28 protein-coding genes and 1 pseudogene are annotated in these 26,847 nt (G+C 38.2%); 5 read left to right on the forward strand and 24 right to left on the reverse strand.

Annotated elements, in window-relative coordinates; translation table 11 throughout:
• Positions 1-343 precede the first annotated feature (343 nt).
• From AC2HW8_RS07855 to sufC, 13 genes and pseudogenes are all read right to left on the reverse strand, one after another.
• The gene (locus AC2HW8_RS07855) at positions 344-808 is read right to left on the reverse strand and encodes a hypothetical protein (protein WP_484327390.1); all 465 of its coding nucleotides are present in this window, start codon (positions 806-808) and stop codon (positions 344-346) included.
• 164 nt (positions 809-972) lie between these two features.
• A complete protein-coding gene (locus AC2HW8_RS07860) occupies positions 973-1,269 on the reverse strand; it encodes a hypothetical protein (RefSeq protein ID WP_147337727.1) in 297 nt (98 codons plus the stop codon).
• A gap of 379 nt (positions 1,270-1,648) precedes the next feature.
• Positions 1,649-2,260, reverse strand: coding sequence for a hypothetical protein (locus AC2HW8_RS07865; protein WP_147337672.1), 612 nt, complete (start codon positions 2,258-2,260; stop codon positions 1,649-1,651).
• Positions 2,261-2,526: 266 nt separating this feature from the next.
• Positions 2,527-2,931, reverse strand: coding sequence for a hypothetical protein (locus AC2HW8_RS07870; protein ID WP_215638887.1), 405 nt, complete (start codon positions 2,929-2,931; stop codon positions 2,527-2,529).
• A gap of 12 nt (positions 2,932-2,943) precedes the next feature.
• Positions 2,944-3,480 carry a hypothetical protein gene (locus AC2HW8_RS07875; RefSeq protein ID WP_215638886.1) on the reverse strand — a complete coding sequence of 179 codons (537 nt, stop codon included), beginning with the start codon at positions 3,478-3,480 and terminating at the stop codon, positions 2,944-2,946.
• Between the two features lie 262 nt (positions 3,481-3,742).
• Entirely contained in the window at positions 3,743-4,765 is a 1,023-nt protein-coding gene (locus tag AC2HW8_RS07880; RefSeq protein WP_021883281.1) for a hypothetical protein, read from the reverse strand.
• A gap of 30 nt (positions 4,766-4,795) precedes the next feature.
• Positions 4,796-5,266, reverse strand: coding sequence for a hypothetical protein (locus AC2HW8_RS07885; RefSeq protein WP_021883282.1), 471 nt, complete (start codon positions 5,264-5,266; stop codon positions 4,796-4,798).
• 9 nt (positions 5,267-5,275) lie between these two features.
• Positions 5,276-5,827: a hypothetical protein gene (locus tag AC2HW8_RS07890; protein ID WP_298764695.1), complete on the reverse strand. Its 552-nt coding sequence runs from the start codon at positions 5,825-5,827 to the stop codon at positions 5,276-5,278.
• A gap of 215 nt (positions 5,828-6,042) precedes the next feature.
• Positions 6,043-6,468 (reverse strand): Fe-S cluster assembly sulfur transfer protein SufU, encoded by a 426-nt coding sequence (sufU, locus tag AC2HW8_RS07895; protein WP_015523703.1) that lies wholly within the window; start codon positions 6,466-6,468, stop codon positions 6,043-6,045.
• The gene (locus tag AC2HW8_RS07900; RefSeq protein ID WP_484327391.1) at positions 6,458-7,675 is read right to left on the reverse strand and encodes an aminotransferase class V-fold PLP-dependent enzyme; all 1,218 of its coding nucleotides are present in this window, start codon (positions 7,673-7,675) and stop codon (positions 6,458-6,460) included. Before AC2HW8_RS07900 ends, sufU begins: the two co-directional genes overlap by 11 nt.
• Positions 7,656-8,741, reverse strand: a complete 1,086-nt coding sequence (locus AC2HW8_RS07905) for a SufB/SufD family protein (RefSeq protein WP_484327392.1) — start codon at positions 8,739-8,741, stop codon at positions 7,656-7,658. Before AC2HW8_RS07905 ends, AC2HW8_RS07900 begins: the two co-directional genes overlap by 20 nt.
• A 10-nt stretch (positions 8,742-8,751) precedes the next feature.
• Positions 8,752-10,209: pseudogene (sufB, locus tag AC2HW8_RS07910) on the reverse strand (Fe-S cluster assembly protein SufB); the annotation flags it as partial.
• Positions 10,172-10,933, reverse strand: coding sequence for a Fe-S cluster assembly ATPase SufC (gene sufC / locus AC2HW8_RS07915; RefSeq protein WP_015523699.1), 762 nt, complete (start codon positions 10,931-10,933; stop codon positions 10,172-10,174). The pseudogene sufB and the gene sufC, both read right to left, overlap by 38 nt.
• Before the next feature lie 183 nt (positions 10,934-11,116).
• Here sufC and AC2HW8_RS07920 point away from each other — a divergent pair, with 183 nt between their 5' ends.
• Together AC2HW8_RS07920 and AC2HW8_RS07925 are read left to right on the forward strand one after the other, a co-directional pair.
• Positions 11,117-11,524 carry an RrF2 family transcriptional regulator gene (locus AC2HW8_RS07920; protein ID WP_015523698.1) on the forward strand — a complete coding sequence of 136 codons (408 nt, stop codon included), beginning with the start codon at positions 11,117-11,119 and terminating at the stop codon, positions 11,522-11,524.
• Between the two features lie 131 nt (positions 11,525-11,655).
• The gene (locus AC2HW8_RS07925) at positions 11,656-12,252 is read left to right on the forward strand and encodes a DUF4364 family protein (protein ID WP_117885967.1); all 597 of its coding nucleotides are present in this window, start codon (positions 11,656-11,658) and stop codon (positions 12,250-12,252) included.
• 55 nt (positions 12,253-12,307) lie between these two features.
• Here the strand turns inward: AC2HW8_RS07925 and AC2HW8_RS07930 are convergent, their stop codons facing one another.
• From AC2HW8_RS07930 to AC2HW8_RS07965, 8 genes are all read right to left on the reverse strand, one after another.
• A complete protein-coding gene (locus AC2HW8_RS07930; RefSeq protein WP_294439472.1) occupies positions 12,308-12,583 on the reverse strand; it encodes a pro-sigmaK processing inhibitor BofA family protein in 276 nt (91 codons plus the stop codon).
• 68 nt (positions 12,584-12,651) lie between these two features.
• Positions 12,652-12,903, reverse strand: coding sequence for a preprotein translocase subunit SecG (gene secG / locus AC2HW8_RS07935; RefSeq protein WP_015523696.1), 252 nt, complete (start codon positions 12,901-12,903; stop codon positions 12,652-12,654).
• Positions 12,904-13,028: 125 nt separating this feature from the next.
• A complete protein-coding gene (locus AC2HW8_RS07940) occupies positions 13,029-15,272 on the reverse strand; it encodes a DNA gyrase subunit A (protein WP_015523695.1) in 2,244 nt (747 codons plus the stop codon).
• A gap of 16 nt (positions 15,273-15,288) precedes the next feature.
• Complete coding sequence (locus AC2HW8_RS07945; RefSeq protein WP_482617674.1) at positions 15,289-17,274, reverse strand: DNA gyrase/topoisomerase IV subunit B; 1,986 nt, start codon at positions 17,272-17,274, stop codon at positions 15,289-15,291.
• A gap of 15 nt (positions 17,275-17,289) precedes the next feature.
• Positions 17,290-19,248, reverse strand: coding sequence for an excinuclease ABC subunit UvrB (gene uvrB / locus AC2HW8_RS07950; RefSeq protein ID WP_117930638.1), 1,959 nt, complete (start codon positions 19,246-19,248; stop codon positions 17,290-17,292).
• A 162-nt stretch (positions 19,249-19,410) separates the two neighbouring features.
• The gene (locus tag AC2HW8_RS07955; protein ID WP_015523692.1) at positions 19,411-20,118 is read right to left on the reverse strand and encodes a JAB domain-containing protein; all 708 of its coding nucleotides are present in this window, start codon (positions 20,116-20,118) and stop codon (positions 19,411-19,413) included.
• A gap of 86 nt (positions 20,119-20,204) precedes the next feature.
• A complete protein-coding gene (pyrE, locus tag AC2HW8_RS07960) occupies positions 20,205-20,882 on the reverse strand; it encodes an orotate phosphoribosyltransferase (RefSeq protein WP_117520028.1) in 678 nt (225 codons plus the stop codon).
• Positions 20,883-21,084: 202 nt separating this feature from the next.
• Positions 21,085-21,918, reverse strand: a complete 834-nt coding sequence (locus tag AC2HW8_RS07965) for a dockerin type I repeat-containing protein (protein ID WP_484327393.1) — start codon at positions 21,916-21,918, stop codon at positions 21,085-21,087.
• Positions 21,919-22,206: 288 nt separating this feature from the next.
• Between AC2HW8_RS07965 and dinB the strand changes: the two genes are divergently transcribed.
• From dinB to AC2HW8_RS07980, 3 genes are all read left to right on the forward strand, one after another.
• Positions 22,207-23,481 carry a DNA polymerase IV gene (gene dinB / locus AC2HW8_RS07970; RefSeq protein ID WP_242987892.1) on the forward strand — a complete coding sequence of 425 codons (1,275 nt, stop codon included), beginning with the start codon at positions 22,207-22,209 and terminating at the stop codon, positions 23,479-23,481.
• A 63-nt stretch (positions 23,482-23,544) separates the two neighbouring features.
• On the forward strand, positions 23,545-23,778 hold the full coding sequence (locus AC2HW8_RS07975; RefSeq protein ID WP_015523689.1) for a hypothetical protein: 234 nt from the start codon (positions 23,545-23,547) through the stop codon (positions 23,776-23,778).
• 12 nt (positions 23,779-23,790) lie between these two features.
• On the forward strand, positions 23,791-24,663 hold the full coding sequence (locus AC2HW8_RS07980) for a radical SAM protein (RefSeq protein WP_484327394.1): 873 nt from the start codon (positions 23,791-23,793) through the stop codon (positions 24,661-24,663).
• A 59-nt stretch (positions 24,664-24,722) separates the two neighbouring features.
• Here AC2HW8_RS07980 and AC2HW8_RS07985 read toward each other — a convergent pair whose 3' ends face one another.
• The 3 genes from AC2HW8_RS07985 to AC2HW8_RS07995 are packed head-to-tail and all read right to left on the reverse strand — an operon-like array spanning position 24,723 to position 26,842.
• Positions 24,723-25,229 carry a lipocalin family protein gene (locus tag AC2HW8_RS07985; RefSeq protein WP_117950714.1) on the reverse strand — a complete coding sequence of 169 codons (507 nt, stop codon included), beginning with the start codon at positions 25,227-25,229 and terminating at the stop codon, positions 24,723-24,725.
• 15 nt (positions 25,230-25,244) lie between these two features.
• The gene (locus AC2HW8_RS07990) at positions 25,245-25,895 is read right to left on the reverse strand and encodes a hypothetical protein (protein ID WP_303932382.1); all 651 of its coding nucleotides are present in this window, start codon (positions 25,893-25,895) and stop codon (positions 25,245-25,247) included.
• On the reverse strand, positions 25,892-26,842 hold the full coding sequence (locus AC2HW8_RS07995; protein WP_303932383.1) for a DUF624 domain-containing protein: 951 nt from the start codon (positions 26,840-26,842) through the stop codon (positions 25,892-25,894). Before AC2HW8_RS07995 ends, AC2HW8_RS07990 begins: the two co-directional genes overlap by 4 nt.
• Between the last annotated feature and the right edge of the window lie 5 nt (positions 26,843-26,847).

The raw sequence follows: 26,847 nt of genomic DNA on the forward strand, positions 1-26,847 counted from the left end.
ATAATTAATGAACAAGCAATTATCTCCATAACATAGGTTGACATTTGAGGGAGATTTAAATTTATTTTACTAAAGCATACATATATAAATGAAATTATTAATGCACATATTATTGGTGTAAATGAAAAAATAAAAAAATAACTCACCGATTCACATATAGCTTTAAACTTATTCAAAACTATTCCTCCTATTAAAAACTAATTTTGTATGATAACAAAACTGATTTTTGACAGAAAGTATGCAGGGGTACTATAGATATTTAAAAACAATCTGTCTATTGAATCAAACAAATTTATGATGTAATAGTATTTATTCATAAGAAATTTCTTTCCGAAAAAAATAATCAGTCGATTGATGTGTGATTAAATTTACTGTAATCAATTCCTGTGCTTTTCAAATTATCAAATTTAGAATATTTGAAATTGTTATTGCAATCGACCATAATAACGGTATCATTGTTTAACAATTCCATTATAACATAATCATTCGAAGAATAACAATCCTTAATTTTATCAGCAAGAAGTTCTTTTGAACCGTTCAGAACATCCTCACCTTCTATCATTCCGCTTGCGTCAACCATATTTTTATCAATGACTTTAACACAATCCTTTTCGCCATCAGCAAGGTTGTGCCAAACAAGAAGCGTATCGTTTATTTTGACTGCATATCCATCACGGTTAACCGAAAAATGTTCTCCTACTTTAAGATTTTTATAAGATTCATAATCATCAATCGAAGGATCACAGGCGGATAATAAAAAAAGGATACATAAAGTACTCACTATTGTACAAACAACTTTTTTAAACATAAAAACACTCATTATCATTTTCAATATATTTCAGTATCTTTTTGACAACACTAAAAATTTTCTTCATAATATTTTAAAAATTCATCAGCCTGTCCGTCTGGATTTGCTGATTTTATGTATTTTGTAATACTGCAATTGCCGTACCAAACCGAGATATATTTTTATTACGGATAAAAAAGCTCTTTAGGCAACAAAAATGTGTAAGGTGCGGTTACTATTGCCATTGTAAGGGATGCAATTATTTTCTGCTTTTTAGAAAGTCCTTTATTGTTAAATGACACACGATAATTAAAAGCAAAAATAAAAATACTGCTAAACAGAATACCGCTGACAATAAACAAAACTCCGTAGACGCTGTCATAACAGGAGTGGTTAGTTGCAAGATATATTCCCGAAAGAATTTGTTTTCCGATATCGTTGCCCTCGTAATATTCCGCACCTGATCCAATAGATATTGCCATTAGATACAGCACACCTAAAAAATCAGAAAGAAATCCAAACAGAAATACGGGAATTATTGATTTCTTATACAATTGCCAAGTGAATTTCTTGTAAATAAAAATTGAAATTATTAAGAGAACTATTGAATCTATTATGAAATTCCCTAAGGCTGATACAATCCAAAGAATGGGAACAAAGAAGAACAGCATAAACGGCGGCAAAATCATATTGTATAATTTAACATCTTTTTTCATAATATCACCTTCTTAATGATTATTTTCAGTTCACTATATACCAATTCGGTTTATGATAACAAATCAGCTTATTGCGAGCTGATCTTGCACAAATAAATTTTTAAGGCAATCTCCCATAGTATACTTCCTATCTGATTTCGATATTTTAAATACAAAGTAATATTATCACCAATGAAATGCAATACAACAACATCAGCAGTATATGCATTACAATTAGTTTGCATTTATAATTTTGGATTGATGTTACTTTTATATTTTGATTTTCCGATTTTATAAAATCAGAAATATTGTATGCCGTATGATACACTATACCTATACCTAAACACACATAAATAAAACAAATGAGGAATGCAGACTTGACACCAAAATATATTAGAAAACTACAGGTAATCGGCGGAATAATTGCATAAACAGTCGGCAAAATCAAAGGCTTTTTCAAGGTATGGTAATACTCCTTTTTATTTTTCTTTTCTGCATATGCAACAGCCTTCATAGGGTTGTCATATTTCCTATCCATAAATTTTGCATACTTTGAAATTTGAATAAAAAAGAGAATTCCGCAGAAAATGGAGCAAGCAATTCCGAACCATACGCACAAAAGAAGTTCGTTTGCTTTTTCTTCATATGTGAGATTATTTACAGATTGACCGATTAAATCGGAATCAAGCAAAATAGGTATAATTGAGCCGATTAGCAAGCACCAAATTGCCGTTATACCGCTTGCAAGCCACTTTTTCATGTTATCCGATGAATACATTTTAAACAGCCAAAACAACATAATTAAAGTTACAGCTATTAAAACAATTGAAACTGAAATTTCAAAAGGGTTATGACTTACAACAAACCTTGACACAAACTGAATCGGCAAACACAGACTTGTCAAAAAGATGTTTTCGGTACAACTCATCAAGTTTACAATAAAATTAATTATCGTAGACATTATAATGAATAACAACAAAAGTAAATGAATTTTTTCTACCGACTTAATATTTTTGTAATTAAAATTTTTCATAGTTAACACCATCATTTTAAAGAATCGTAAATGCGATTGAAATTTGCAATTTCTTTCTCATTATACGGTGAATCGGGGTTGTATTCATACATTGACAAAATCCACTCAATCAGCGTGATATCATTGCTGTTTTTAACAAGGCAATTGTCGAGCAAATATCTAATTACTGTTTCACGATTGTAGAAAAATGTACCTGAATACATTAGATAATCACACAACAGAATTGTATGCTTGGGTGTATTCTCATTTGAAACCACATAAAGAAGATAACAGAACATATCTCGGTTATCAACCGATGAAAATTCTTTTTCAATGTTCTCAAGTGTATATTCAAAGTCGGATTTTTTAAGTTCGTCATATACAAACTGAAAATCTCCGTGTTTGATTTTATTTTTTAATTCTTTAAAATTCGGCATAATATCACCTCATTAAGAGTTCAATTTGTTATATTCATTAATTGCAATATAACTAAACAAATCATTCCCGTTTATAAGACACAAAACGCAATTGGCACAAATGATTAGACACATCACAATTGCTATAATATCAATACCAAAAGCTAAAGTGTGTTTTTTAGTTATGTACTTATTATGCAGTCGAGTTGCAACTAACAAAATTATTGAAATTAACACAACATAATGAATAGCTTTTATCGTACCTAATATTTCATTTGCACCCATAAGTGTAATAATTGTCAGATAAATACTTTGTGATATTAGCAAAACAAATGTAAGAACAGATACAAAAACCGACTCCGTTTTCGGCATTTTTTGACTACCCTCAGACAGTAATTGTTTGCAAACAAATACATCTAAAATCACCACAACGCACAATACTGTTGCAATGCCAATTTTCATTGCAACAGAAATAAAAAACGGATGCAAGAACAATATGAAATCAAAAGCAATACCGCTTATTAATAAAAGAGTATTCAGAATATAATAGCAATTTAATTTGGTTTTCATAACTCTCTCCTTAAACACCAAATTTTGATAAGTCTATATTACAGCAAATATCATTAAGATATTTTATCAGCATATCATACTTCTAAAATCAAAACAGATATTATAATTTTAACAATTTAATTATAACTATAAAAAATCCAATATGCAACAAATTATGCGGCTTTGTCGGCAAATTTGGAATATATAACAAGGAAGAGTGAATAATTTTAGCAGTAATGACCGTTAAAAATCATCATGCTTTCTTACTGTATTTTCATGAATTTCAGCTTATTGCAAGCTGATCAATTAAGTAACCTTTCACCCATGAATTAGCCAATCCTCGAGGCAAAATGTAGTTAATTGTGTAACAATACAAGAAATTCTTTGTTGCAAGCAGTTCGTCACAGTCGCATTTGCCAGCAATTTTAGCAGGTTTATTAGAGCCAACTTCGAGTTTCCATATACCGTTATAGGGGCTTTCAACCGTTTTGCGTATTATTGCCGATTCTGTTTTCTCGGATATGTAGTAAACACAATCGTTATTGGATGTAATAAATTTAACATCGGGATGCTGAATTGTCGGATAATTTACATCTTTATCAAGACATACATTGTTTACGGTTTGGGTTTCATCGCAAAAGAAATAGAAAGTATCTTTGCATACCGTTACATAGCGAATTCCGTTTACATAATTTGCATTTTTACTTTTGAGCAATTTGCAGGATTTCAGGTCATATTTTTTGAAAATATACTGCTTTCCTACTTTGAAGCTGTAACCGTATTCATCTGTTTTATCCTCAAAAATACGCTCCGCAATATAGAGATTGCCATCTGAAATATTTATATAATAAATCTGATTATCAAACTTAATATCCCCTATATTTTCAAGAGTATCAGAGTCTTTCAATATTACGGAATCATTCTTTGTGTAAGCAATAACTTCATTGTTACAAACAAAACTTCGGCAATCGGTGTCTATGATTTTTCGTGTGTTTGTTGTTGTATCAAGACAGCAGAGCTTATTGCCGTTAATATAGAATAAATTATCGTTAATCAGACAACCGTTTGAAGGCAATTTTACGGTTGAATTGTTTTTTGAATCATAAGCCGTAACCTTAGTTTTTCTGTAATCTGCCGCTGCAAGCGTTCCGTCATTATAGGACAGGTAACTGTTGTTAAAATATGAATCCGTGTCGGAATCGTAAACCATATTAAATGAAGGATTATAAAAGAAAAGCAAATATGCAAATACAATGCATGCAACTGTCAATACGGATATTAAAACGAGAGTACATTTCTTTTTCATAAGTAATCCTCCTCTGAAAAAATTACTGTTTCAGCTGCTTATAAAAACGCTTTCAAAACGTTCTTTAGCGTCTGTAAATTTACCTTTGGTAACTATAAAGAAAGCTAAATTTATAATCAAAATAAATACAATTGAAATGATCATTGCAAGGCACAAATTTGCAAGACTAAAGTATGTAATCAAACCAAATAATACTCCCGCCAAAGAAAATAAAACAGCCAAAAAGTAATATATTTTGTTTGATTGCAAAGTCAAATTTACTTTAAGGTTTTCGTCAAGCTGTTTTGTTTGAATTTTTATTAATGGAGCTAATATGCCCTCACGGGAAAGTAGTGATGTAGATGTAACTTTTAAATCAGTAATATTTTTAGGGTTATCACAGTAAAATTCATATCCATTATCGTATGAAGAAGAACTGCAATTAAAAGCAGTATGCTTTTTGAGTTTATCGTAAAATTCAGTTTCGGAAATCTTAATAATATATTCAAATGATTTTTTCATACTTCTCCCTCATTTCCAATCAAAGGCATTTTTTGACAACACAAGTTCTGAGTTATATGTAACTTCTTTCAATACAGGCAGAATTTTATTGTAGTCCTCTGCGTATATAAAAAGTTCGGAATGGCAGGTCGGTTGCAAAATGACCTTACTGTTCGGAAGATACAAATCTATACAAGCGAGATACCTGAAGTTATTTTCTACGATACAGTCTATAATCAAATCATCTTCGGAACATTTGAGTGCGTAGCTTTTATTCTTTTTTATATAACTTCTGAGATTGTTATAGCAATCATAGCTTTTCTTATCCGACCAACTTTCAAACAGACATTCTTTTTGCGAAAATTTATTACCGATTACGATATAATCGTTTAAAGCGGAAACTATCTTTTTAATTGCGTCACTGAATAAATTTGCGACACGGTAAAAATCCGCCTTATCTGATAACGAGGCGTCATTATCAAAACCACCGTCCCAGTATTTTTTATATGTAATGTAATAAATTTCTTTCTGTTTGTAAATTTTTCTTTTAAATTTAATTTTATCTTCGCTGATTTTTATCATTTTACAATATCCTTCCGAACAATAGGGCTTACATAGGAAATATAAACTTACTTTACCTCTTTGCAGTTTTATTATACTATTTTAAAACAATATTTGTCAAGATTTGTATTAGTCATTTTAATACATTAATCCCGATTTTTTAAATAAAAATCGGGGAACAGAAATTATTTTATCTGTTCCCCGAATGTGTTTTATAAAATATTAAATTCAGTAAATTATTCTTTTACAATGTTTTCAAATGTGTGCCAACCGAGAACTGCACATTTTACACGGGCAGGCATATGAGAAATGTCAGACAATGCTCCGCCCTCCTCAAGCTCTTCAATTTCTTCGTCAGTTGCTTTGCCTTGAATCATTTTAAGGAAAATATCTTTCAGATGTTCGGCTTCATCAACTGTTTTGCCGATGATCAAATCAAGCATAATATCGGCTGACGCCTGGGAAATTGCACAGCCGTCACCTGTAAACGAACCGTCTGTAATCACACCGTCTTTGATATTAAGATTAAGCACAATGTCATCACCGCAGCTTGGATTCACACCCTCAAGGCTTGCCGTTGCCGTATCAAGCGGATGTTTGTGCATTGGATGAAGATTGTGATCGGTCAGGATTTCATTGTAAAAGCTTCTGTTATTTTCCATATCCCATTCTCCTTCTGACAGATGACACGCTGTTCAAAAATGCATCAATGTCATCTTTCGTATTGTAGAAATAAATGCTTGCCCTTGTTGTTGACGGAATGCCTAAAAATTCCATCAAAGGCTGTGCGCAATGGTGTCCTGCACGGACTGCAATACCGTCAGCGTCGAGAATACTGCTGACATCATGCGGATGAACTCCGTCAATTGTAAAGCTGATAATTCCGCAATGCTCTTTCGGATTGTTGCTTCCCTGAATATTGATGTGAGGAATTTTCATAAGTCCGTCAAAGGCTCTTTTGGTAAGCTCTTCTTCAATACCGCCAATTGTATCAAAACCAATATTTTGAATATATTCAATTGCGGTTTTCAGCCCCCATGCGCCAGCCGCATTTACCGTTCCTGCCTCGAATTTATGCGGTAATTCGGAATAGATAACCTTGTCCCTTGTAACGGAATCAATCATCTCACCGCCCGTTAAAAACGGCGGCATTTTTTCAAGAAGGCTTTCTTTGCCGTATAATACACCGATTCCGAAGGGTGACATAAGTTTGTGACCGGAAAATGCAAGAAAATCCACATCAAGCGACTGAACATCAACGGGAATGTGCGGAACGCTCTGTGATGCGTCAAGCACAACAACTGCACCGCATTCCTTTGCAAGCTCTGTTATACGCTTTATGGGAGTTTTGCAACCGAGTACATTTGATATGTGAGTTACTGCCACAAGCCTTGTACGCTCCGAAAAAGCCTGTTTCAGCTGTTCTTCGGTAATTGTGCCGTCAGGGTTGCATTCAATGTACTTTACCGCTGCGCCCGTTTTTTCTGCAACAACTCTCCATGGCAACTGGTTGCTGTGGTGTTCCATTACAGTGACAAGAATTTCGTCACCTTTTTTAAGAAAATTCATTCCGTAGCTGTAGGCAACAAGATTGAGGCTTTCGGTTGCATTGCGTGTAAATATTATTTCACGCTCCGACCTTGCATTAATGAACTTTCTGACTGTTTCACGGGATTGCTCATAACATTCTGTAGCTTTGAAACCCAAATCATAAAGTCCACGCAGAGGATTTGCATTGCATTTTTTGTAGAACTCCATTTCCGAATTTATAACCGATTCAGGTCTTTGAGCAGTTGCGGCACTGTCGAGATAGGCTACAGGATTTTCTCGCAAAAGCGGAAAATCTTCCTTAAAGTTTTTCATTTGCATAGCCTGTAACCTCCTCCAGACAGGATTTTGCAAGCGTTTCAAGCTCCTCATCACCGATTTTTGAGCATAAAGCGTCAAGCTTTGCACGAGCCATAAGGTTACAAGCCTCTTCTTCGTCAAGACCTCTGCTTGCAAGATAGAAAAGCACATCATCAGACGGTCTGCCGATTGACGCACCGTGGTTGCCCTCAACATCCTCTTCCGCACAAAGAATGAGCGGTACGGTCTGATTGATTACATCTTCACCTAAAATTAGAACATCTTCGTTCTCGTCACCCTTAGCACCCGATGAACCGAGTTGGAAATCAATTGTACCACGGAATAATTTATGTGCTTTATCTCTCAAAACACCGCCGGCATTCATTGAGCTGACGGTCTTTTTGCCGATATGCTCGGCAACATAGTTCATATCAAGCAACTGCTCGTCCTTGCAATAGTAGCCGACATTGAGGTCAAGATTGCTCTGTCTGCCCAAAAGCGTTGTCTTTGTGCCTGTATAGGTTTCATTTCCGCCGATAAAAAGCTGTAATATCTCTGCGGCTGCATTATCTTCACATTCTGCACCGACATCGTTTATAAAGCGGAAATTTTGCGAAAGGAGATTAAGCTGTACGAGTCTGATTTTTGCGCCTTTTTCAGCTTTAAATTTCGTTCTTACGGCACAAATACCGTTTGCATTCCACGCTGACTGCATTGTCATAAACACGGTAAGCTCTGTGTTTTCGGGAGCGTAAAGTTCTACATCTGCAAAAGCGTTTTCACCGTTTTTGCAATTAAAAAACAGCTTTTCGCTTTTTGTTTTATCAGCCGATATTCTGATTTTTTCAGACTGTGATATTTTTGAGATTTCGTCAATCTCCTCGCCCATACCTGTCTGAATATTTGCAAATGAATCCCAAATTTCCGAATCGGAATTGTTTATATATTTTTCGATTATTTCTTTTTGAACAGGAATACTGTTCCAACCGTCAACGGGAATATTTCGGATTTTTGCCCGATTCACTCCCAATCGGTTCCAAGTGGGTGACGGAAGAAAGTTCACTGTTAAGTCTTTATTATCAACCATAATGTCCTCCTTATCCGATACTGCCCTTCATCTCAAGTTGAATGAGATTGTTCATTTCAACCGCATATTCAAGCGGAAGTTCCTTTGACACATTGTCTGCAAAACCGCTGACTATCATCGCCCTTGCATCCTCTTCACTAAGACCTCTTGACATGAGGTAGAATACAGCCTCATCGCTGATTCTGCCTATTTTCGCCTCATGACCGATATCTGCGTGCGGAGTTCTGATATCCATTACAGGAATAGTATCTGAGCGTGACTTTGAATCAAGCATAAGCGACTGACACGAAACGGCAGATTTTGCATTTTCGGCAGACTTGTTTACAACAACGGAGCTTCTGAATGTGCTGATACCGCCGTCCTTTGAAATTGACCTTGTGTTCATAAACGAAGATGTTTCTTTGCCGATATGAACTACTTTTGCGCCTGTATCAAGGTTCTGTCCCTTGCCTGCAAATGTAATGCCCGTAAACTCCATTCTTGAACGGTCACCTTTTAAAATTGTCATCGGATAAAGGTACGACACATGAGAACCGAATGAACCCGATACCCATTCCATAGTACCGCCATCTTCAACAAGCGCTCTTTTGGTGTTAAGGTTGTACATATTTTTTGACCAGTTCTCAATTGTTGAATATCTGAGTCTTGCATTTTTCTTTACAAAAAGCTCAACGCATCCTGCGTGAAGATTTGCTATGTTATATTTCGGAGCAGAACAACCCTCTATAAAATGCAGGTCTGCACCCTCGTCAACGATAATGAGCGTGTGTTCAAACTGACCTGCACCGGGTGCGTTAAGTCTGAAATATGACTGCAACGGAATTTCTACCGATACTCCCGGCGGAACATATACAAACGAACCTCCTGACCATACTGCACCGTGAAGTGCGGCAAATTTGTGGTCATTCGGACGGACAAGTTTCATAAAATATTTTTTTACCATGTCGGCATATTCGCCCTTTAACGCACTCTCCATATCGGTATATACTACACCCTGTGAGGCAACCTCTTCACGAACATTGTGGTACACAAGCTCGGAATCATACTGCGCTCCGACACCTGCAAGGGACTTTCTCTCTGCCTGAGGAATACCGAGCCTTTCAAATGTATTCTTGATATCTTCGGGGACTTCCGACCATTTTGCGGTCATCCTTGTGTTCGGACGGACATAGGTTGCAATATTGTCCATATTAAGTCCGTCAATGGGCGGTCCCCAGTTTGGAACTTTGAGTTCATTATAAATTTGAAGTGACTGCAAACGGAAATTCTGCATCCACACGGGATCGTTCTTTTCCTTTGAAATTTTTTCTACAATTGAGGCATCAAGACCTGATTTGATACGGTAGGCATCATTTTCTTCGTCTTTGATATCGTAGACACTTCTGTCAACATCATCGACATATGTTCTTTCTTTCATCTTAATACCTCCGTCAGAACTTTTCTGCATAAAGTTCAAGATACTTCTCAAAACCGTGTTCATTGATTTCATCAATCAACGATGCGTCGCCTGTTTTAACTATATGGCCGTTTACCATAATATGGGTATAATCAACTTTGAGAGATTCGAGAATACCTGTGCTGTGTGTGATGATGAGCAATGCACCGTCACGGTTTTTCTGATAGTGTTCAACACCCTTTGAAACTGTGCGAACCGCATCAACATCAAGACCCGAGTCTGTTTCGTCAAGAATTGCAAGCTTTGGATTGAGTAAAAGCATCTGCAAAATTTCTGCTTTTTTCTTTTCACCGCCCGAAAAGCCTACATTTAGATCACGCTCGGAATATGACGGATCCATCTGCAAAAGCTCCATTGCCTGTCTGAGCTCTTTTTTAAAGTCCCAAAGGCGGATTCTTTTGCCACGGTTCTTTTCAAGAGCATTACGAATGAACGATGAAAGTGAAAGCCCCGGAACTTCCAGAGGACTTTGGAATGAAAGAAAAATTCCGTCCTTTGACCTTTTATCGGGTGTTTCATCGTTAATGTTTTTTCCGTTAAAAAGTATTTCGCCTGAATTAAGCGTATATTTAGGACTGCCCATAAGTGCAAATCCGAGCGTTGACTTGCCTGCACCGTTAGGACCCATAAGCACATGCGTTTCACCTTTGTTTATACTAAGATTTATATCGTGCAGAATTTCCTTTTCCTCTACACTTACAGTCAAACCGTTTACATCAAGTAATTTGTCTGCCATTTCATAATCCCACCTTGTTATATTATCAACCCACCAAAGTAGTGGATAATTAAAATATAACCTTTTCAACCCATTTTGTCAATGGGTTGGTATTGCATTTTTATCATTTTTTGTATATAATCAAGGTATATAAGCAAAACAGGCTTACAAAATATGCAAGCCTTGCCAAAAGGGGATAATTTTATGCTGATTTCAAGTAAAGGTCGTTACACGCTGTATGTGCTTGTCGATCTGGCAAAAAACGGGCAGAACAGATACATTCCGCTCAAAGAAATTGCAGAAAGACAGAATATTTCCAAAAAATATATGGAAGGCATACTCAAAACCCTTGTTGACCGCAATCTGCTTGAGGGCGTAAAAGGAAAGGGCGGCGGCTATAAGCTGACCAAAGAACCAAAAGATTATTCACTCGGTGAAATTCTCAGGCTTACGGAGGGCGACCTTGCGTCTGTCCCATGCACTTCAAAAACTCACGAACATTGCAATCATATGGAATCGTGTCCCTCACATCCTATCTGGCAACAGCTTGACAATTTAATCAACAATTACCTTGACAGTGTAACTCTTGCAAATTTACTTAATAATGAATAAAATAAATACGCACAACCTCTTTGCTTTTGTGAAGATAATGTGCTATAATAACAATAGACAGATATAATTTAAGTTATTTTTGCACAAATTAAGCTGTCACTACGAATCTATCAGCAAAAGCAGGTGATTTTATGGCATTCGATACATTTGACGAGGGTATTAATCCTGGTGGAATGAGAAGCAAAAACGAAATTAAAACCTTGATATGTTATTTGTATAACTCTGTAAAGGAAAATATAGACAAAGGAATTGTCATACAGGCAATTCTAAAGCAGGGACTTGCCAATTATTTTGAAACAAGTTCCGCCTTTGACGACCTTGTTACAAACGGTAACCTTGTGCCTGCCGATGATGAACACAAAACATATGCGCTTACGGAAAACGGTGTTGAAATTGCAAAACAGCTTGACAGCATTCTTCCGTACTCTATCAAAGAAAAGGCATACGCTTGTGCGGTTAAGCTCCTTGCCGTAAAGAAAAATGAGATTGAAAACAAGGTCGATATTGTAAAAAGTTCAAACGGATTTACTGTTAAATGTTCTGTATCCGGCGGTGATATGGATTTAATGAAGCTTGATGTTTATGCTCCCGAAATGGAACAGGCTCTTATTCTCAAAAAAAATTTTCTTGACAATCCGAAAAAAGCGTACAAAATTATGCTTGCACTCCTGACCAAAGATAAAGAAACCGTCGGTGAGGCTCTTGAGGAACTTTACGGCATTGTATAAAATTTCATACAAACAATTAAGGGGCTGTCGATGTGACCGCCCCTTCTGTGATTATTCAGAAAAAAAGATTAAGACCGAGCATAAGCGTTACTCCGGGTATTCCTCCTATTATTGATACCAAAAGCGATAAAAGGCTTATGGGCAAAGTTACGCCCGTAAAAGCTCCCGTCAGATTGACCGCAAACAATGTTGCCGCTCCCAAAGTCATTGAAAGCAGAGAGCGTTTGAACGGGTGCTTATTTTTGCCGAGAAAGTGCAAGATTGCGAAAGTTATAAATGTTACAAAAATAATCAGACATATTCCCCACCAAGGCATTTTTAACAACTCCATATAAAAAGTAAAACCGCCAGAGGATTGCCCTGACGGTTAATTTTATGCTGATTATTAAGTTAATATGCTTACAGTATACCGAACTTTGAAAGCACATTAAGTGCAATTACAAAAATTACGAATATTGCAGCAAAAACTTTTGTCCAGCGTGAGAGGAACGCATCAATCGAACGAGCCTTATTCTTTGAGAAATAAGAATCGGCAACACCTGTTACAGCACCGATACCCTGCTGATTACCCTCCTGAAGGATAATTACAACGATAATGGCAACAGATACGATTGCGAGCAATACGCCTAAAACAATGCCCCAAATGCTCATTTTTATCTTCCTTTCATTTAATAAATACGAATAAAACAAATCCTGCTTTAATAACTGTTTTATAATACCACATAAACACAGCTTTTTCAAGAGATATTACAAGATTTTTATTAATTTTTTCAAAATCAAATCAGCGAAAGCTGTTCGTCTTTTGAATCATCGTTCACAGGCAACGCACCTCTTGCAGGAAGTGAACCTGTTCTGTAACGCTTTGGATTTGTAAAAGTACCGTCTTTATAGCGTTCTATGCTGAAAAGTCTGTGACCTTTTTTGGGCTTAAGAACGGCAACACCCTGTGTTGAACGGGTTGTTTTGAGAGCGAGTGCGCCCGTGTGAACAAGGAGCATATTTCCCGATGACGCCTTGAAGAGTACCTCTTCATCCTCAGGCATATAGAGAAGTCCGACAAGCGGAGATTTGTCGGAATATGCGCCAGTGAGCTTTTTACGGTTAGTCTTTGTTGCGTAGGATTCAAGCGGAACTTTTGCGGCCTTGCCGTTTTCAAAAGCAAAGAGCAGCATACCCTTGTAATCTTTTGTAACAACCATTTTCACAGCATTTTCGCCTTCATCAAAGCCAAGCTTTGCGGCAACATAGTCACCGAGTACGCTTGCCTTTGTCTGTGCAAAATCATCAGCCTTTGCCTTATACACCTGACACTTGTCTGTAAAGAACAAAAGGTCGCAGTTGTTTGTGAACTCAAGCTCCTGAATAATTTCGTCACCGTCTTTGAGCTTTTGTTCACCGCTCATTCTGAGCGACTGCGGAGTAATCTTCTTGAAATATCCCTCTTTTGTAAAGAAAAGATTAACAGGATAATCGGGAATTTCGACTGTCTCTTCCTCATACCTTGCAACATCGTCATAGATTATGATACTCTTTCTCGGCTGACCGTATTTCTCGGCAATTGATTTGAGTTCTTTGACAATGATTGTCTTGATTCTTGCCTTGCTTTTTAAAATTTCGTCAAGCTCGGCAATCTCTTTTTCAAGGTCTTCAAGGTCTTTTGTACGCTTTAAAATGTATTCACGGTTAAGATGACGAAGTTTTATTTCGGCAACATATTCAGCCTGTATTTCGTCAATTCCGAATCCAATCATAAGGTTTGGCACAACCTCGGATTCTTCATCGGTTTCACGGACAATCTTTACTGCCTTGTCAATATCGAGAAGAATTTTTTCAAGACCTCTTAAAAGATGAAGCTTGTCAGCTTTTTTGTTGCGGTCAAAATATGTTCTTCTTCTGACGCACTCAATTCTGAAAGCAATCCATTCTTCAAGCAACGCCTTTACACCGAGAACTCTCGGAACACCTGCAATAAGCACATTGAAGTTGCAGGCATAGGAATCTTCGAGTGTTGTAAAGCGGTAAAGCTTTGTCATAAGCTTGTCGGCATCAACGCCACGCTTGAGGTCAATTGTAATTTTAAGTCCGTCAATACCTGTTTCGTCACGAATATCGGAAATTTCCTTGACTTTACCCTGCTTTACAAGGTCGATTACCTTTTCAATGATAACCTCACAAGTTGTTGTGGCAGGAATTGAAAGAATATCTATACAGTTTGCAGACTTGTCATAGACATACTTTGCACGGAGTTTGATACTTCCTCTGCCGGTTTCATAGACTTGATTGATGACATTTTCATCATAGATAATCTGACAACCGCCTGTAAAATCAGGAGCCGGCAGAGTTGACTTTATATCATGGTCGGGATCACGGATAAGTGCCGCTGTTGTTTCGCAGATTTCACGCAGATTGAATGAGCAGATATTTGACGCCATACCAACGGCAATACCTGTGTTTGCGTTTACAAGCACAGACGGAAATGCAACCGGCAAAAGTGACGGTTCTTTCATTGTATTATCGTAGTTATCTACAAAATCTACGGTATCTTTGTCTATATCACGAAACAGCTCGTTGCAGATTGCATCAAGTTTTGCCTCAGTATAACGGGATGCCGCCCACGCCATGTCACGGCTGTAGAATTTACCGAAATTACCTTTTGAATCTACATACGGATGCAAAAGTGCCTCATAGCCCCTTGAAAGACGAACCATTGTGTCATAAATTGCAGAGTCGCCGTGAGGATTGAGCTTCATTGTTGCACCGACAATGTTTGCCGATTTTGTTCTTCCTCCGTTCAGAAGTCCCATTTTGTACATCATATACAGGAGCTTTCTGTGCGACGGCTTGAACCCGTCAATTTCGGGAATTGCACGGGAGAGAATTACGCTCATTGCATACGGCATATAGTTCTCTCTGATAGTGGAAACGATTGGCTGTTCCACTACTTCACCCGCACCGTTGATTACACCGTGAGTTTTTGACGGTGAAGTTCTGCGGGGAGTCTTTGAAGATTTTTTCGCCATTTATTTCCACCTCCAATCAGCTTACATCAAGCTGGTCAATATATTCGTTGCCGTGTTCTACTATATAATCTTTTCTTCCCTGAAGATTGTCACCGAGAAGAACATCAAAAATTTCCGCTGTCTGTTCTGCATCGGCAGGAAGAACCTTGATAAGTCTGCGTGACTCGGGGTTCATTGTGGTAAGGTTCATCATATCGGGTTCGTTTTCACCAAGACCTTTTGAACGCTGAATTGTGAATTTCTCATTGCCGAGCTGTTCAATGAACTTATCCTTTTCAACTTCATCGTATGCAAAATATACATCGTTTTTGGATGTAATTTCATAAAGAGGCGATTCGGCAATAAACACCTTGCCTTCTTCAATGAGTGTAGGTGTAAGTCTGTAAAGCATGGTAAGCAAAAGTGTTCTGATCTGGAAGCCGTCAACATCGGCATCGGTGCAGAGAATAATTTTGCTCCAACGAAGTGCGTTCATATCAAAGCTTGAAAGATTCTTGTTTGCTTTTGACTTAACCTCAACGCCGCAACCGAGAACCTTGAGCAAATCGGTAATGATTTCGCTCTTAAAAATCTTATCGTAGTCGGCTTTCAGGCAGTTAAGTATTTTTCCTCTGATTGGCATAATTGCCTGAAAATCGGGGTTTCTTGCCTGTTTACAGGCACCGAGAGCAGAATCACCCTCTACTATAAACAGTTCACGCTGTTCCGTGTCTTTACTTCTGCAATCGACAAATTTTGCAACACGGTTTGTTATGTCGAGATTGCCCGAAAGCTTTTTCTTTATGTTAAGTCGTGTTTTCTCAGCATTTTCACGGCTGCGCTTATTGATAAGCACCTGTTCGCAGATTTTTTCTGCCTCAAGCGGATTTTCAATAAAATAGACTTCAAGACTCTGACGGAGAAATGCAGTCATAGCGTCCTGAATACCCTTGTTTGTAACCGCCTTTTTGGTTTGGTTTTCATATGATGAAACACTTGAAAAAGACGAAATAACGCACACAAGGCTGTCCTCAACATCGTCATACTTGATTTTGCTTTCGGTTTTGTTATATTTATTATTCTGTTTTAAGTAGCTGTCAATCTGATAAACAAAGGCATTCCGCACCGCCTTATCGGGAGCGCCGCCGTGTTCAAGCCAGCTTGAGTTGTGGTAGTATTCGGTGAGATGCACTTTATTTGAAAATGCAACCGAGATATCCATTTTGCACTTATATTCGGGCTTATCGTCACGGTCACGGGTTTTAACCTCGGTTTCCCAATGCTGAATTGAGCTGAGTCCATTTTCACCGACTACCTCGGCAACATGGTCAACAATACCGTTTACATAGTTATAGCTTGTCGTATCAAAGCTTTTGCCGTTTTGATTGCGGAAAACAAATTCAATTCCTGCGTTGACAATAGCCTGTCTTTTCATTATGTCAAGAAAATATTCGGGCTGAATGTCGATATCCGTAAAGACTTCGAGGTCGGGTTTCCAATGAATTTTTGTACCCGTATCCTTTTTGCTGTACGGCTCTTTTTTGAGCTTGCCGACAATCTCGCCTTTTTCGAAACGGAGAGTGTATCGGTAGCCGTCACGGCGGATATCAACATCCATATACTCGGAGCTGTACTGGGTTGAACAAAGACCGAGACCGTTCATACCAAGGGAAAATTCGTAGCTTTCACCCTCGTTGTTATTATACTTGCCGCCGGCATAGAGTTCGCAGAAAACCAGTTCCCAGTTGTAGCGCTTTTCGTTTTCGTTGTAGTCAACGGGAATTCCTCTGCCGTGATCTTCAACCTCAATTGAGCCGTCGGAATAGCGTGTAACTGTGATTTTTTTACCGTAACCCTCTCTCGCCTCATCTATTGAGTTTGAAAGAATCTCAAACACGGAGTGCTGACAGCCGTCAATACCGTCCGAACCGAAAATTACGGCAGGACGCTTACGGACACGGTCGGCACCCTTTAGCGTTGTGATACTGGTATTATCATAATCGGTGGTTTTCTTTCTTGGCATTTTACTCTTCCTTTATCATTTTTCACCACGCAGTTTTTTGATTTTATCACGCAGATATGCGGCGTGTTCAAATTCAAGCAACTTTGCGGCAGCTTTCATTTCCTTTGTCAGTTTTTCTATCAACTGTTGTTTTTGTGCCTTTGAAAGCTTTTTTGTATTTTTAAATTCACTGTCATCGTGAGTAGAAATTTCAAGTATATCGCTGACCTTTTTGACAATAGTCTTTGGAACGATGCCGTGTTCAACATTATATTTATTCTGAATTTCACGGCGGCGCTGTGTTTCGGTTATTGCAACCTTCATTGACGGCGTTACGCTGTCGGCATACATAATAACCGTACCCTCGCTGTTTCGTGCGGCTCTGCCGGCAATCTGAATAAGCGAACGGGTTGAACGGAGAAATCCCTCTTTGTCGGCATCAAGTACGGCAACAAGAGAAACCTCGGGAATATCAAGTCCTTCACGCAGAAGGTTGATTCCGACAAGAACATCAAATTCTCCGAGTCTTAAATCACGGACAATCTCCATTCTTTCAACGGTGTCAATGTCATGGTGCATATAACGAACCCTGATACCCAGCTTTTCAAGATATGCGGTAAGGTCTTCCGCCATTTTCTTGGTAAGGGTTGTGACAAGTGTTCTTTGATTTTTGGCTGTACGGATATTGATTTCTGACACAAGGTCGTCAAGCTGACCTTCGGTAGGTCTTACCGAAATTTCAGGATCAAGAAGTCCTGTAGGTCTGATAATCTGCTCTGCAACAACAGCTGATTTTTCAAGCTCAAAATCGCCCGGTGTTGCGCTTACATAAACAGCCTGATTTATTTTTGAATAGAATTCGTCAAAGTTGAGCGGACGGTTATCAAGTGCAGACGGAAGTCTGAAGCCGTAGTCAATAAGGCTCTTTTTTCTTGCATAGTCACCCGCAAACATTCCCCGTACCTGTGGAAGCGTTACATGGGACTCATCGACAAAGAGCAGAAAATCATCGGGGAAATAGCTTAAAAGCGTGTACGGCGATGAGCCCGGCGCTCTGCCCGACATTATTCTTGAATAGTTCTCGATACCCGTACAAAATCCGATTTCCTGCAACATTTCCATATCGTACCTTGTACGCTGTTCAAGTCGTTGTGCCTCAAGGAGCTTTCCGTTTTCACGAAAATATGCAAGTCTTTCCTCAAGCTCCCTGTCAATTTCCGCAAGAGCCTTTTTCATCTTATCTCCCGACACAATGTAGTGGGACGCAGGATAGATTGCGGCATGTTTCAGAACAGCTTTGAGTTCACCCGTAAGCGGATTGATTTCGGAAATTCTGTCAATTTCATCTCCGAAAAATTCGACACGGATTATAGAATCGTTTGATGCGGCAGGGAAAATTTCAACCACATCACCACGAACCCTGAATTTATTACGGGTAAAGCTTACATCATTGCGTTCATACTGCAGTTCAACAAGCTTTTTTACAAGCTCATCACGGGACTTTTCCATTCCCGGACGAAGTGAGATTACCATATTTCGGTAGTCAATAGGATCGCCCAGGCTGTATATGCAAGAAACCGAGGCAACAATAATTACATCTCGTCTTTCGGAAAGTGCAAGCGTTGCGCTGTGGCGGAGTTTATCAATCTCGTCATTGATTGAACTGTCTTTTTCAATATAAGTATCCGTCTGTGCAACATATGCCTCAGGCTGATAATAATCGTAGTATGACACAAAATATTCAACCGCATTTTCCGGAAAGAACTCTTTGAACTCACTGCAAAGCTGAGCCGCAAGAGTTTTGTTGTGTGCAAGCACAAGTGTCGGTCTTTGAACCCTCTGAATAACATTTGCCATTGTAAAAGTTTTACCCGAACCCGTTACACCGAGGAGCGTCTGTTCACGGTTGCCTGCATTTATACTGTTTACAAGCTTTTCGATTGTCTGCGGCTGGTCGCCTGTCGGCTGATATTTTGAATGAAGTTTAAATTCCATAATACACATCACATTCCAAATACGGATTTTTTTATTATGTTTCCTGTTACACGGCTCTTTATTACAAAAGTCCTGTAACAGAAAACATATCCGAACAAAATTTCGATTTTAATTATAGAACAGATGTTTTAAATTGTCAAATGTTTCTTTTAAAGAACATTATTACTTTTCATAATAGAAGATATTCCCCGCAAGCCTGCTTTCACGGAGAGAAACATAATCATCATCGGTTATTATAAAATGGTCGATAAGTTCAACTCCGACAGTTGCAAGCGTACTCTTCAAAACTATTGTTGTGTCAAGATCGCTTCCCGAAGGCAGAGCCGTTCCGCTGGGATGATTATGTGCTATAAACGCAGTTTTGGCATTGTGACGAAGTGACAAATCAACAATTTTTCTGACGGGCATATCGGATGAATTGAGCGAACCTTTTGAAATTATATCAAAATAAATCATCTTGCCCTTTGCATCACCGAGCATGAGCGCGACACATTCGTTTGTTCGACCGATAAATTTTGCTTTAAATATTTTACCGAGATTTTCATAGTCGATGATATTATCATGCGACATCTTTGATTCGGTATAAAGCCTTGCCATTTCGGGCAACATTTTGAGCAATGCGGCGGCATTTTCAGACAGACCGAATTCCTTCATAAGCTCGTCAATCGGAGCGTCACACACTCCGCCGACAGTGATATAACGGTCAAGCAGACGATGTGCAAGAGGATTTGTGTCCTTTCTCGGAATAGCATAGTAAAGGAACATTTCAAGAGCCTCGTGCGTTTCAAACACATCAAAGCCGTTTTCTATGAACTTTTTACGCATTCTTTCACGATGACCGCTGTGTTCGTTATCGGTTGTCCGTGCCATATTATCCCCACCGCAAAATAAGTTTTTTCAAACTTTTGGGGCGGATAAAACCGCCCCGACTGATTAATATTAATAATTAAAAGCTGTTATTCCTTTACGCCGTACTGCTCATAGTAAGCGTCAATAGCGGCTTTGAGCTTGTCGTCAATAATAACCTTGCCCTTGTATTCCTTGTTGTAAAGGTGTTCAACAACCTCTGCCATTGTTACGATTGCAGTTGTTTTAAGTCCGTACTTTTCTTCAATCTCGGAAAGTGCGCTCTTTGTACCCTTGCCACGCTCCATACGGTCAACGGAAACAACAAGACCGATTGGGTTTACATCGCCCTGAGCCTTGATAATCGGGAGAGTTTCTTCAATTGAAGTGCCTGCTGTTGTAACATCTTCGATGATAACAACCCTGTCACCGTCATTGATAGGACTGCCGAGAAGAATGCCCTTGTCACCGTGATCCTTAACTTCTTTTCTGTTTGAGCAATAACGGATATCCTGACCGTATTTTTCACTGATTGCGATAGTTGCGGCAACAGAAAGCGGAATGCCCTTGTATGCAGGTCCGAAAAGAACATCAAAATCAAGACCGAACTTGTTGTTGACAGCCTCTGCATAATACTGACCGAGACGGCGGAGCTGAGCGCCTGTTCTGTAGAAACCTGTGTTTACGAAGAAAGGAGTTTTTCTTCCGCTCTTTGTAACAAAATCGCCAAATTTGAGAACCTGACAATCAACCATAAATTCAATGAATTCCTTTTTGTAAGCTTCCATCAATAAAACCTCCGATACAAAATAGCTTTCGGACAAACATCTGTAATATCCGACACTTTTACATAATTCAACATTGTAAATTCTACCACAATATCTCGTTTTTGTAAATGACAGTTACACAGCTGTAATCAATCGTAATGTTATGTTAAAACAGAAAAAGACTTCGCAACAGAGTACGAAGTCTTTTTTGATATAACTTTAATTACCACTGAGAACAAATCTCCCAGTTATCCAAAGATGTTGCAAAATCGCTTTCATTTTCAACGATTCCACCGGTATAGAAATATACGTCTGTATAACCGACAATATATTTTTGTATGGTAGTGCTCTCTTTGACAGTTATGGGAAAGGCATTCCAATTCACTCTTGCTCTCAACTTCTGTGCACAGTTAAAATCAACCACACCTACTATATATTTTTGAACAAGCGTAACATCTAATACATTAACAACTCCGTCACCGTTAACATCACCGAGAACAATATTCTGACAGGTCATTGTATTAAAAACTTCCAATAACTCATAGAAACATTCACTTATGTATTTCTGTTGTTTAATAGTATAATCTTTATCTAAAATTCCCTCGCCATACTCTTTAAGTTCAAAATTCGGATTGTTAACACTAAGGGCATTAAAAAGCTTTTCTCTTTTTTCAACAAATGTATTCCAAATTTCGTCAGAGTACCAGTTATTATCGTTTTTCTCATTAACAGCATAATAGCAAGTATAGCCGGCACCACTTGGTCTTATCCACGGATTCTCATAAAAATCCTTTAATTCATCATATTTATTTTGTAATTCTATACTCTCCGTTTCTTCCGATAAAGATAAAATTTCTTCCGCCAACTTATAACTATGGTCATAATAGTAATATGCATACGGCTTTTTTTCACCGGTAGATGAAATATCCATCTTTACTTTTAACGCATAATTATAAATATACGAATAACTTTGTGACACCGCTGAAACAGAAAAAACGGCGGTGCTTGCAATTAATAATACAGCAAGTAATAAAGCACTTATTTTTTTAATACTCATAACAATTCTCCTTTCAAAAAAGCAAAAAATAAACTCACGACCATACAATAAATCGGTTATAATTTTATTGTATCATTTAAGACAGCGATATCTAATTTCATTTTCATAATATCACTTTCAACAATATTTGTCAATAATTACAAGAAGAAATTATAGAACATTTAAAATTTTATTTAATCAAACAAAATTGTACACCAATTCTTTTGCCGCAAGCGACAAAATTACGCTTGACTTTATAGAACAAGTGTTCTATAATTGAATAAAAACAAATGTTCGAGGTGATGCGTTGTGAATATTAATTGTGCCGTTGACAAAAGCAAATATAAAAAGGACAGGGTTATTCTTCACAGCGACTGTAACGGATTTTATGCGAGCGTTGAGTGTTTGCATCATCCCGAAATCAGAAACAAACCTGTTGCCGTGAGCGGTGATGCGGAAAATCGGCACGGAATTATTCTTGCTAAAAATGAGATTGCGAAAAAGTATAATATAAAAACAGGCGAGGCAATCTGGCAGGCAAAGCAGAAATGTCCCGACCTCATAACCGTTCCTCCACACTTTGATTTGTACAAGCGATTTTCAAAAATGGCGAGGAGAATTTACAGCGAATACACCGACAAAATCGAGCCGTTCGGACTTGACGAAGCATGGCTTGATGTTACCGACAATAAGAATATGAACGGCAAAGAGATTGCACTCGAAATTAATCGCCGTATAAAACAGGAGCTCGGAATAACCGTAAGCATCGGAGTCAGCTTTAATAAAATTTTTGCCAAATTCGGAAGTGACTATAAAAAGCCTGACGCTATAACGGAAATCACACGAGAAAATTACAGAGATATTGTGTGGAACTGTCCTGCAAAAGACCTTTTGTATGTTGGCAGAGCAACGGGCAGAAAGCTTGAATCTATCGGCATTTATACGATTGGAGATATAGCAACTGCCGATGTTACGCTGCTGCGGTCATATCTTGGAAAATGGGGTGACCTAATTTACGGCTTTGCAAACGGATACGACTCTTCCCCTGTTGCCCATATGAACGAAAACAGCGAGGTGAAGTCAATCGGTAACTCAACCACAACTCCGAAAGATATGGTAACCTTTAACGATGTAAAACAGGTTATATTCGTTTTGTGTGACAGCGTTTGCAGAAGAATGCGTGAACAGGGATTTATGGCAAAAACGGTTTGCATTACGATTCGTGACAACGAGCTGATGTCATTTAACCGACAGCACACAACGGAAATCCACACAAATCTTACAAAGGATATAACAAATACGGCTATTGAGCTTTTCAAAAAAAGCTATAAAATGGAAAAGCCGCTGAGAAGTATCGGGGTAAGCGTTACGGATTTTATTCACGATGATCAGCCGCATCAGATGAGCCTTTTGCGTGATGAAAAGCGACTTATTCAGAACGAACAGCTTGACAAAACACTTGACAGATTAAAAAAGCGATTCGGCAATTATGCTGTTCGCCCTGCCGTTTTGCTCGATGACAAGGAGCTTTCGGATTTTAACCCAAAGGAGGATCATACAATTCATCCTGTCGGATATTTATGATAACGATGCATCTTAGGCGAAAAATTAAAGATGTTTCTCTGATTTTAATGGAGGTAACAAGCTATGAAAAAGTATGTTAAAGTTACTGCCACATTTGATTGTGACGGAGATCTTATCCCCGAATATATTGTGTGGGATGACGGAAGGAGATACCGCATTGACAAAATTTCCGATGTGCGGTATGCGGCGTCTCTCAAAGCAGGCGGTGCGGGAATACGCTACACCTGCCATATCCTCGGCAAAGAACGATATCTGTTTTTGGAGGAAAACAGGTGGTTTGTCGATGCCAAACAATAAGCGGAGGATTATATGCATAAGGTCAAAGCAAAGGGAATTTTATCTGCCGCAAACGGCATGAACATTTACAGAGGATGTCAACACGGATGCATTTATTGTGACGCACGCAGTAAATGCTATCAGATGAATCACCGATTTGAAGATATTGAGGTGAAAGAAAATGCCCCGGAATTGCTTGAAAACGCTTTAAAAAGGAAACGCAGAAAATGTATGATTGGTACGGGTGCGATGAGCGATCCGTACATTCCCCTTGAAAAAGAACTGAAACTGACACGAAGATGTCTTGAAATAATCAACCGCTACGGATTTGGTGTAACTGTACAGACAAAGTCGGCATCTGTTATGAGAGATATTGACCTGTTTACGAAAATAAACGATAAAAGCAAGGCTGTGTTACAGATGACGCTTACAACGGCAGACGAAAGCCTTTGCAGAATAATTGAACCGAATGTTTCCGTTACTAAAGAAAGATTTGAAACACTCAAGGCATTTCACGAAAACGGTATTCCGAGTGTTGTGTGGTTTTCTCCGTTTTTACCGTTTATAAATGATACGAAAGAAAATATTGACGGACTTTTAAAGTATTGCATTGACGCAAAGGTTAGTGGAATAATATGCTTTGGCATAGGTCTTACTCTGCGTGACGGTGACAGAGAATATTTTTACAGCCGGCTTGACAAACACTTTCCGAATATGAAAGAACGATACATTTATACATACGGAAATTCATATCAGCTTACAAGCAGTAACAATAATGTTCTGATGAACAGGATTTCAGAAGTTTGCAGAAATCACGGAATTATGTTCGGAGTTGAAAATGTGTTTTCGTATTTGCATAAGTTTGAAAGCAAAACCGAACAGCTAAGTCTGTTTGACGGAATATAGAAAAATGAAAAAGATATACGGCAGAAAATTTTACCGTATATCTTTTGTTTTTTAAGTATTCACTGTTTTACAAATGTTATTTCATAGTCGTTATATTTAAGCACAACAGACGAAATTTTACCGTTCTTTTGTGTGAGTATGGCGGAAGTATTTGTTCCGTCATCAAATGACAAATTGACTTTGTCCGAAGCTGACACGGTATATTTTCCGCTGTGAGTTCCGTCATCCGGACTTCCCGGCGAAAGCCATAAAGTAAAAGTGCCATCATCGGAAAATGACATAGAACCCTGATAAGCGCTGTAATTTGTGTTGTAAACCTCACTCATTTCAACCTCATCACCACTCGCATTCTTAGCACCTTCGGGAACCCATGCAGATGAGGTAAGCTCGGCGGTTACTGACGGTGAAAGCACATTAACGGCAACGATTGCCGCAATGATAAATACGCAGGCGGCAATAACCGATGAAACAATTGCTGTTGTTTTCTTTTTCTTATTCTTCTTTTTTACAGCCCTGTTAGCCTCAAATTTTGCATAGTCAGGCTTTTTAACAGATTTCTTACTCATTTAATCACCGATATTTTACTTAAAGGATACAATAATTCCGCCGTAGTTTACGGTAATTTCAGCAGGAACATCACCGTTCCATTTGGTTACGGCAGCAATAACATTTTTATCGTTGGAATATGTTATTACAACGGAGTCGCCCTCAACTATGTACGCACCTGAATTTGCCGAGGCACTTGTGATTCCGTCAATGAATGTTCCGTCCTCATTAAAAGTAAATCCGCCGCCTGAATAAGCAGAGCCGAAAAGATCTCTCAAAGAATATTCTTCAGAAGAATTTTCATCTTTTGCATAGTACGGAATAAGAGTTGCACTGAATTTTGGCTTTTGCTTCTCTCCGCTGATTGTCGGAACAACAATTTCACTGTCATTTGAAGATGTTTCGGCTGTGTATCCCTGTTCTGTCGGCTCTTGTGAAGCTTCACCCGATTTGGTTGCAGGCTGTGTGGTTTCGGATACAGAGTCGGAAACATTCTGTGTTAAGTTTGTATTACCGATGGTTGTTGAAGCAGCCACAGTCGGTACTGTTGTTGCCGAATTATTATTTTTACCCGAAAGATTCATAAACAGGATAACCGCACCTGCAATTACTGCAACAAGTACAACAACACAAATAATTATTATCAATGATTTTTTTGAACTTTTAACTGCGTGTTTACCGCTCATTTTGCGTTCTTCCTTTCTTCAGCCTCTTTTTTAAGCTTTAAAAGATAACTTCTTTTCATCATTTTTCCGTTATAGAAAATAAATTCATCACCGTCAGCCGATTCATCAATTTCAAGATCCGAATAATCTTCTACGACAGGCTCTTCATCATCACGGAACTGACCTTTGCGTCTGTTCTCCATTTTCTTATCAATTGTTTTGCTCTTTGAATCCTTGTCAACAATCATTGAATACATATTCTTATAAACTGCAGAATTGATTATAAAAGATAAAATTGACGGAACAATGAACAATGCAAGAACAATTGTGAAAATGATGAGCAGTACCGGAGTAAAACTGCACATAAGCACTGTTGCACAAACGAGGAATAAAATAAAAATTCCGAAAACTGCAAACAGATTGTGTTTAAGCTCACCGACTGTCATAAGTGCGCTGTTTTTGTAAATATCCTTCATCTTGATATCAAAAGTAACCGTCATAGGCGGAACATAGAAGAACATAAACAGAAAGAAAATTGCAATTAAAATACAAATAACAAGCGGAACATAAAACATTCCGTTCTTTGAACCGAGTCCGAGATAAAGCACAATTGAGTAGTAGCTGATAAAAACAGCGGCATACATCACAACGCCGTGTATGAGGAATCTAAGCAGATTTTCCTTTATTCCGCCTATGAAATTTGAGAAAACATCAACATTTTCCTCTCCCCTTACCATATGGGAAGTAACCTGAGTTACGCCGGCATAAAACGGAAAAAGCGGAATTATCGTAAGAAAATATATAAACATTGAATTAAGACCCGTAATGGTATTAATCAAAAAGAAAATTCCGAATATTACGGCAAACGGCAATGCAAAAAGCACATTCGTTAGCAAAAGTCGTGGTAAATTGTGAAACAATGACGAGAAAAACCCTGTCAATGCTACAGCGTTCTTTTCCGATGCCATAGCGC

The organism is Ruminococcoides sp. (assembly GCF_057037865.1).

Bases quoted from the DNA above. Each gene is read 5' to 3' on its own strand.
- AC2HW8_RS07855 (WP_484327390.1), bottom strand. From the start codon at position 808: ATGTTTAAAAAAGTTGTTTGTACAATAGTGAGTACTTTATGTATCCTT.
- AC2HW8_RS07860 (WP_147337727.1), bottom strand. From the start codon at position 1,269: ATGGCAATATCTATTGGATCAGGTGCGGAATATTACGAGGGCAACGAT.
- AC2HW8_RS07865 (WP_147337672.1), bottom strand. From the start codon at position 2,260: ATGTATTCATCGGATAACATGAAAAAGTGGCTTGCAAGCGGTATAACG.
- AC2HW8_RS07870 (WP_215638887.1), bottom strand. From the start codon at position 2,931: ATGCCGAATTTTAAAGAATTAAAAAATAAAATCAAACACGGAGATTTT.
- AC2HW8_RS07875 (WP_215638886.1), bottom strand. From the start codon at position 3,480: ATGAAAACCAAATTAAATTGCTATTATATTCTGAATACTCTTTTATTA.
- AC2HW8_RS07880 (WP_021883281.1), bottom strand. From the start codon at position 4,765: ATGAAAAAGAAATGTACTCTCGTTTTAATATCCGTATTGACAGTTGCA.
- AC2HW8_RS07885 (WP_021883282.1), bottom strand. From the start codon at position 5,266: ATGAAAAAATCATTTGAATATATTATTAAGATTTCCGAAACTGAATTT.
- AC2HW8_RS07890 (WP_298764695.1), bottom strand. From the start codon at position 5,827: ATGATAAAAATCAGCGAAGATAAAATTAAATTTAAAAGAAAAATTTAC.
- sufU (WP_015523703.1), bottom strand. From the start codon at position 6,468: ATGGAAAATAACAGAAGCTTTTACAATGAAATCCTGACCGATCACAAT.
- AC2HW8_RS07900 (WP_484327391.1), bottom strand. From the start codon at position 7,675: ATGCAAATGAAAAACTTTAAGGAAGATTTTCCGCTTTTGCGAGAAAAT.
- AC2HW8_RS07905 (WP_484327392.1), bottom strand. From the start codon at position 8,741: ATGGTTGATAATAAAGACTTAACAGTGAACTTTCTTCCGTCACCCACT.
- sufC (WP_015523699.1), bottom strand. From the start codon at position 10,933: ATGGCAGACAAATTACTTGATGTAAACGGTTTGACTGTAAGTGTAGAG.
- AC2HW8_RS07920 (WP_015523698.1), top strand. From the start codon at position 11,117: ATGCTGATTTCAAGTAAAGGTCGTTACACGCTGTATGTGCTTGTCGAT.
- AC2HW8_RS07925 (WP_117885967.1), top strand. From the start codon at position 11,656: ATGGCATTCGATACATTTGACGAGGGTATTAATCCTGGTGGAATGAGA.
- AC2HW8_RS07930 (WP_294439472.1), bottom strand. From the start codon at position 12,583: ATGGAGTTGTTAAAAATGCCTTGGTGGGGAATATGTCTGATTATTTTT.
- secG (WP_015523696.1), bottom strand. From the start codon at position 12,903: ATGAGCATTTGGGGCATTGTTTTAGGCGTATTGCTCGCAATCGTATCT.
- AC2HW8_RS07940 (WP_015523695.1), bottom strand. From the start codon at position 15,272: ATGGCGAAAAAATCTTCAAAGACTCCCCGCAGAACTTCACCGTCAAAA.
- AC2HW8_RS07945 (WP_482617674.1), bottom strand. From the start codon at position 17,274: ATGCCAAGAAAGAAAACCACCGATTATGATAATACCAGTATCACAACG.
- uvrB (WP_117930638.1), bottom strand. From the start codon at position 19,248: ATGGAATTTAAACTTCATTCAAAATATCAGCCGACAGGCGACCAGCCG.
- AC2HW8_RS07955 (WP_015523692.1), bottom strand. From the start codon at position 20,118: ATGGCACGGACAACCGATAACGAACACAGCGGTCATCGTGAAAGAATG.
- pyrE (WP_117520028.1), bottom strand. From the start codon at position 20,882: ATGGAAGCTTACAAAAAGGAATTCATTGAATTTATGGTTGATTGTCAG.
- AC2HW8_RS07965 (WP_484327393.1), bottom strand. From the start codon at position 21,918: ATGAGTATTAAAAAAATAAGTGCTTTATTACTTGCTGTATTATTAATT.
- AC2HW8_RS07975 (WP_015523689.1), top strand. From the start codon at position 23,545: ATGAAAAAGTATGTTAAAGTTACTGCCACATTTGATTGTGACGGAGAT.
- AC2HW8_RS07980 (WP_484327394.1), top strand. From the start codon at position 23,791: ATGCATAAGGTCAAAGCAAAGGGAATTTTATCTGCCGCAAACGGCATG.
- AC2HW8_RS07985 (WP_117950714.1), bottom strand. From the start codon at position 25,229: ATGAGTAAGAAATCTGTTAAAAAGCCTGACTATGCAAAATTTGAGGCT.
- AC2HW8_RS07990 (WP_303932382.1), bottom strand. From the start codon at position 25,895: ATGAGCGGTAAACACGCAGTTAAAAGTTCAAAAAAATCATTGATAATA.
- AC2HW8_RS07995 (WP_303932383.1), bottom strand. From the start codon at position 26,842: ATGGCATCGGAAAAGAACGCTGTAGCATTGACAGGGTTTTTCTCGTCA.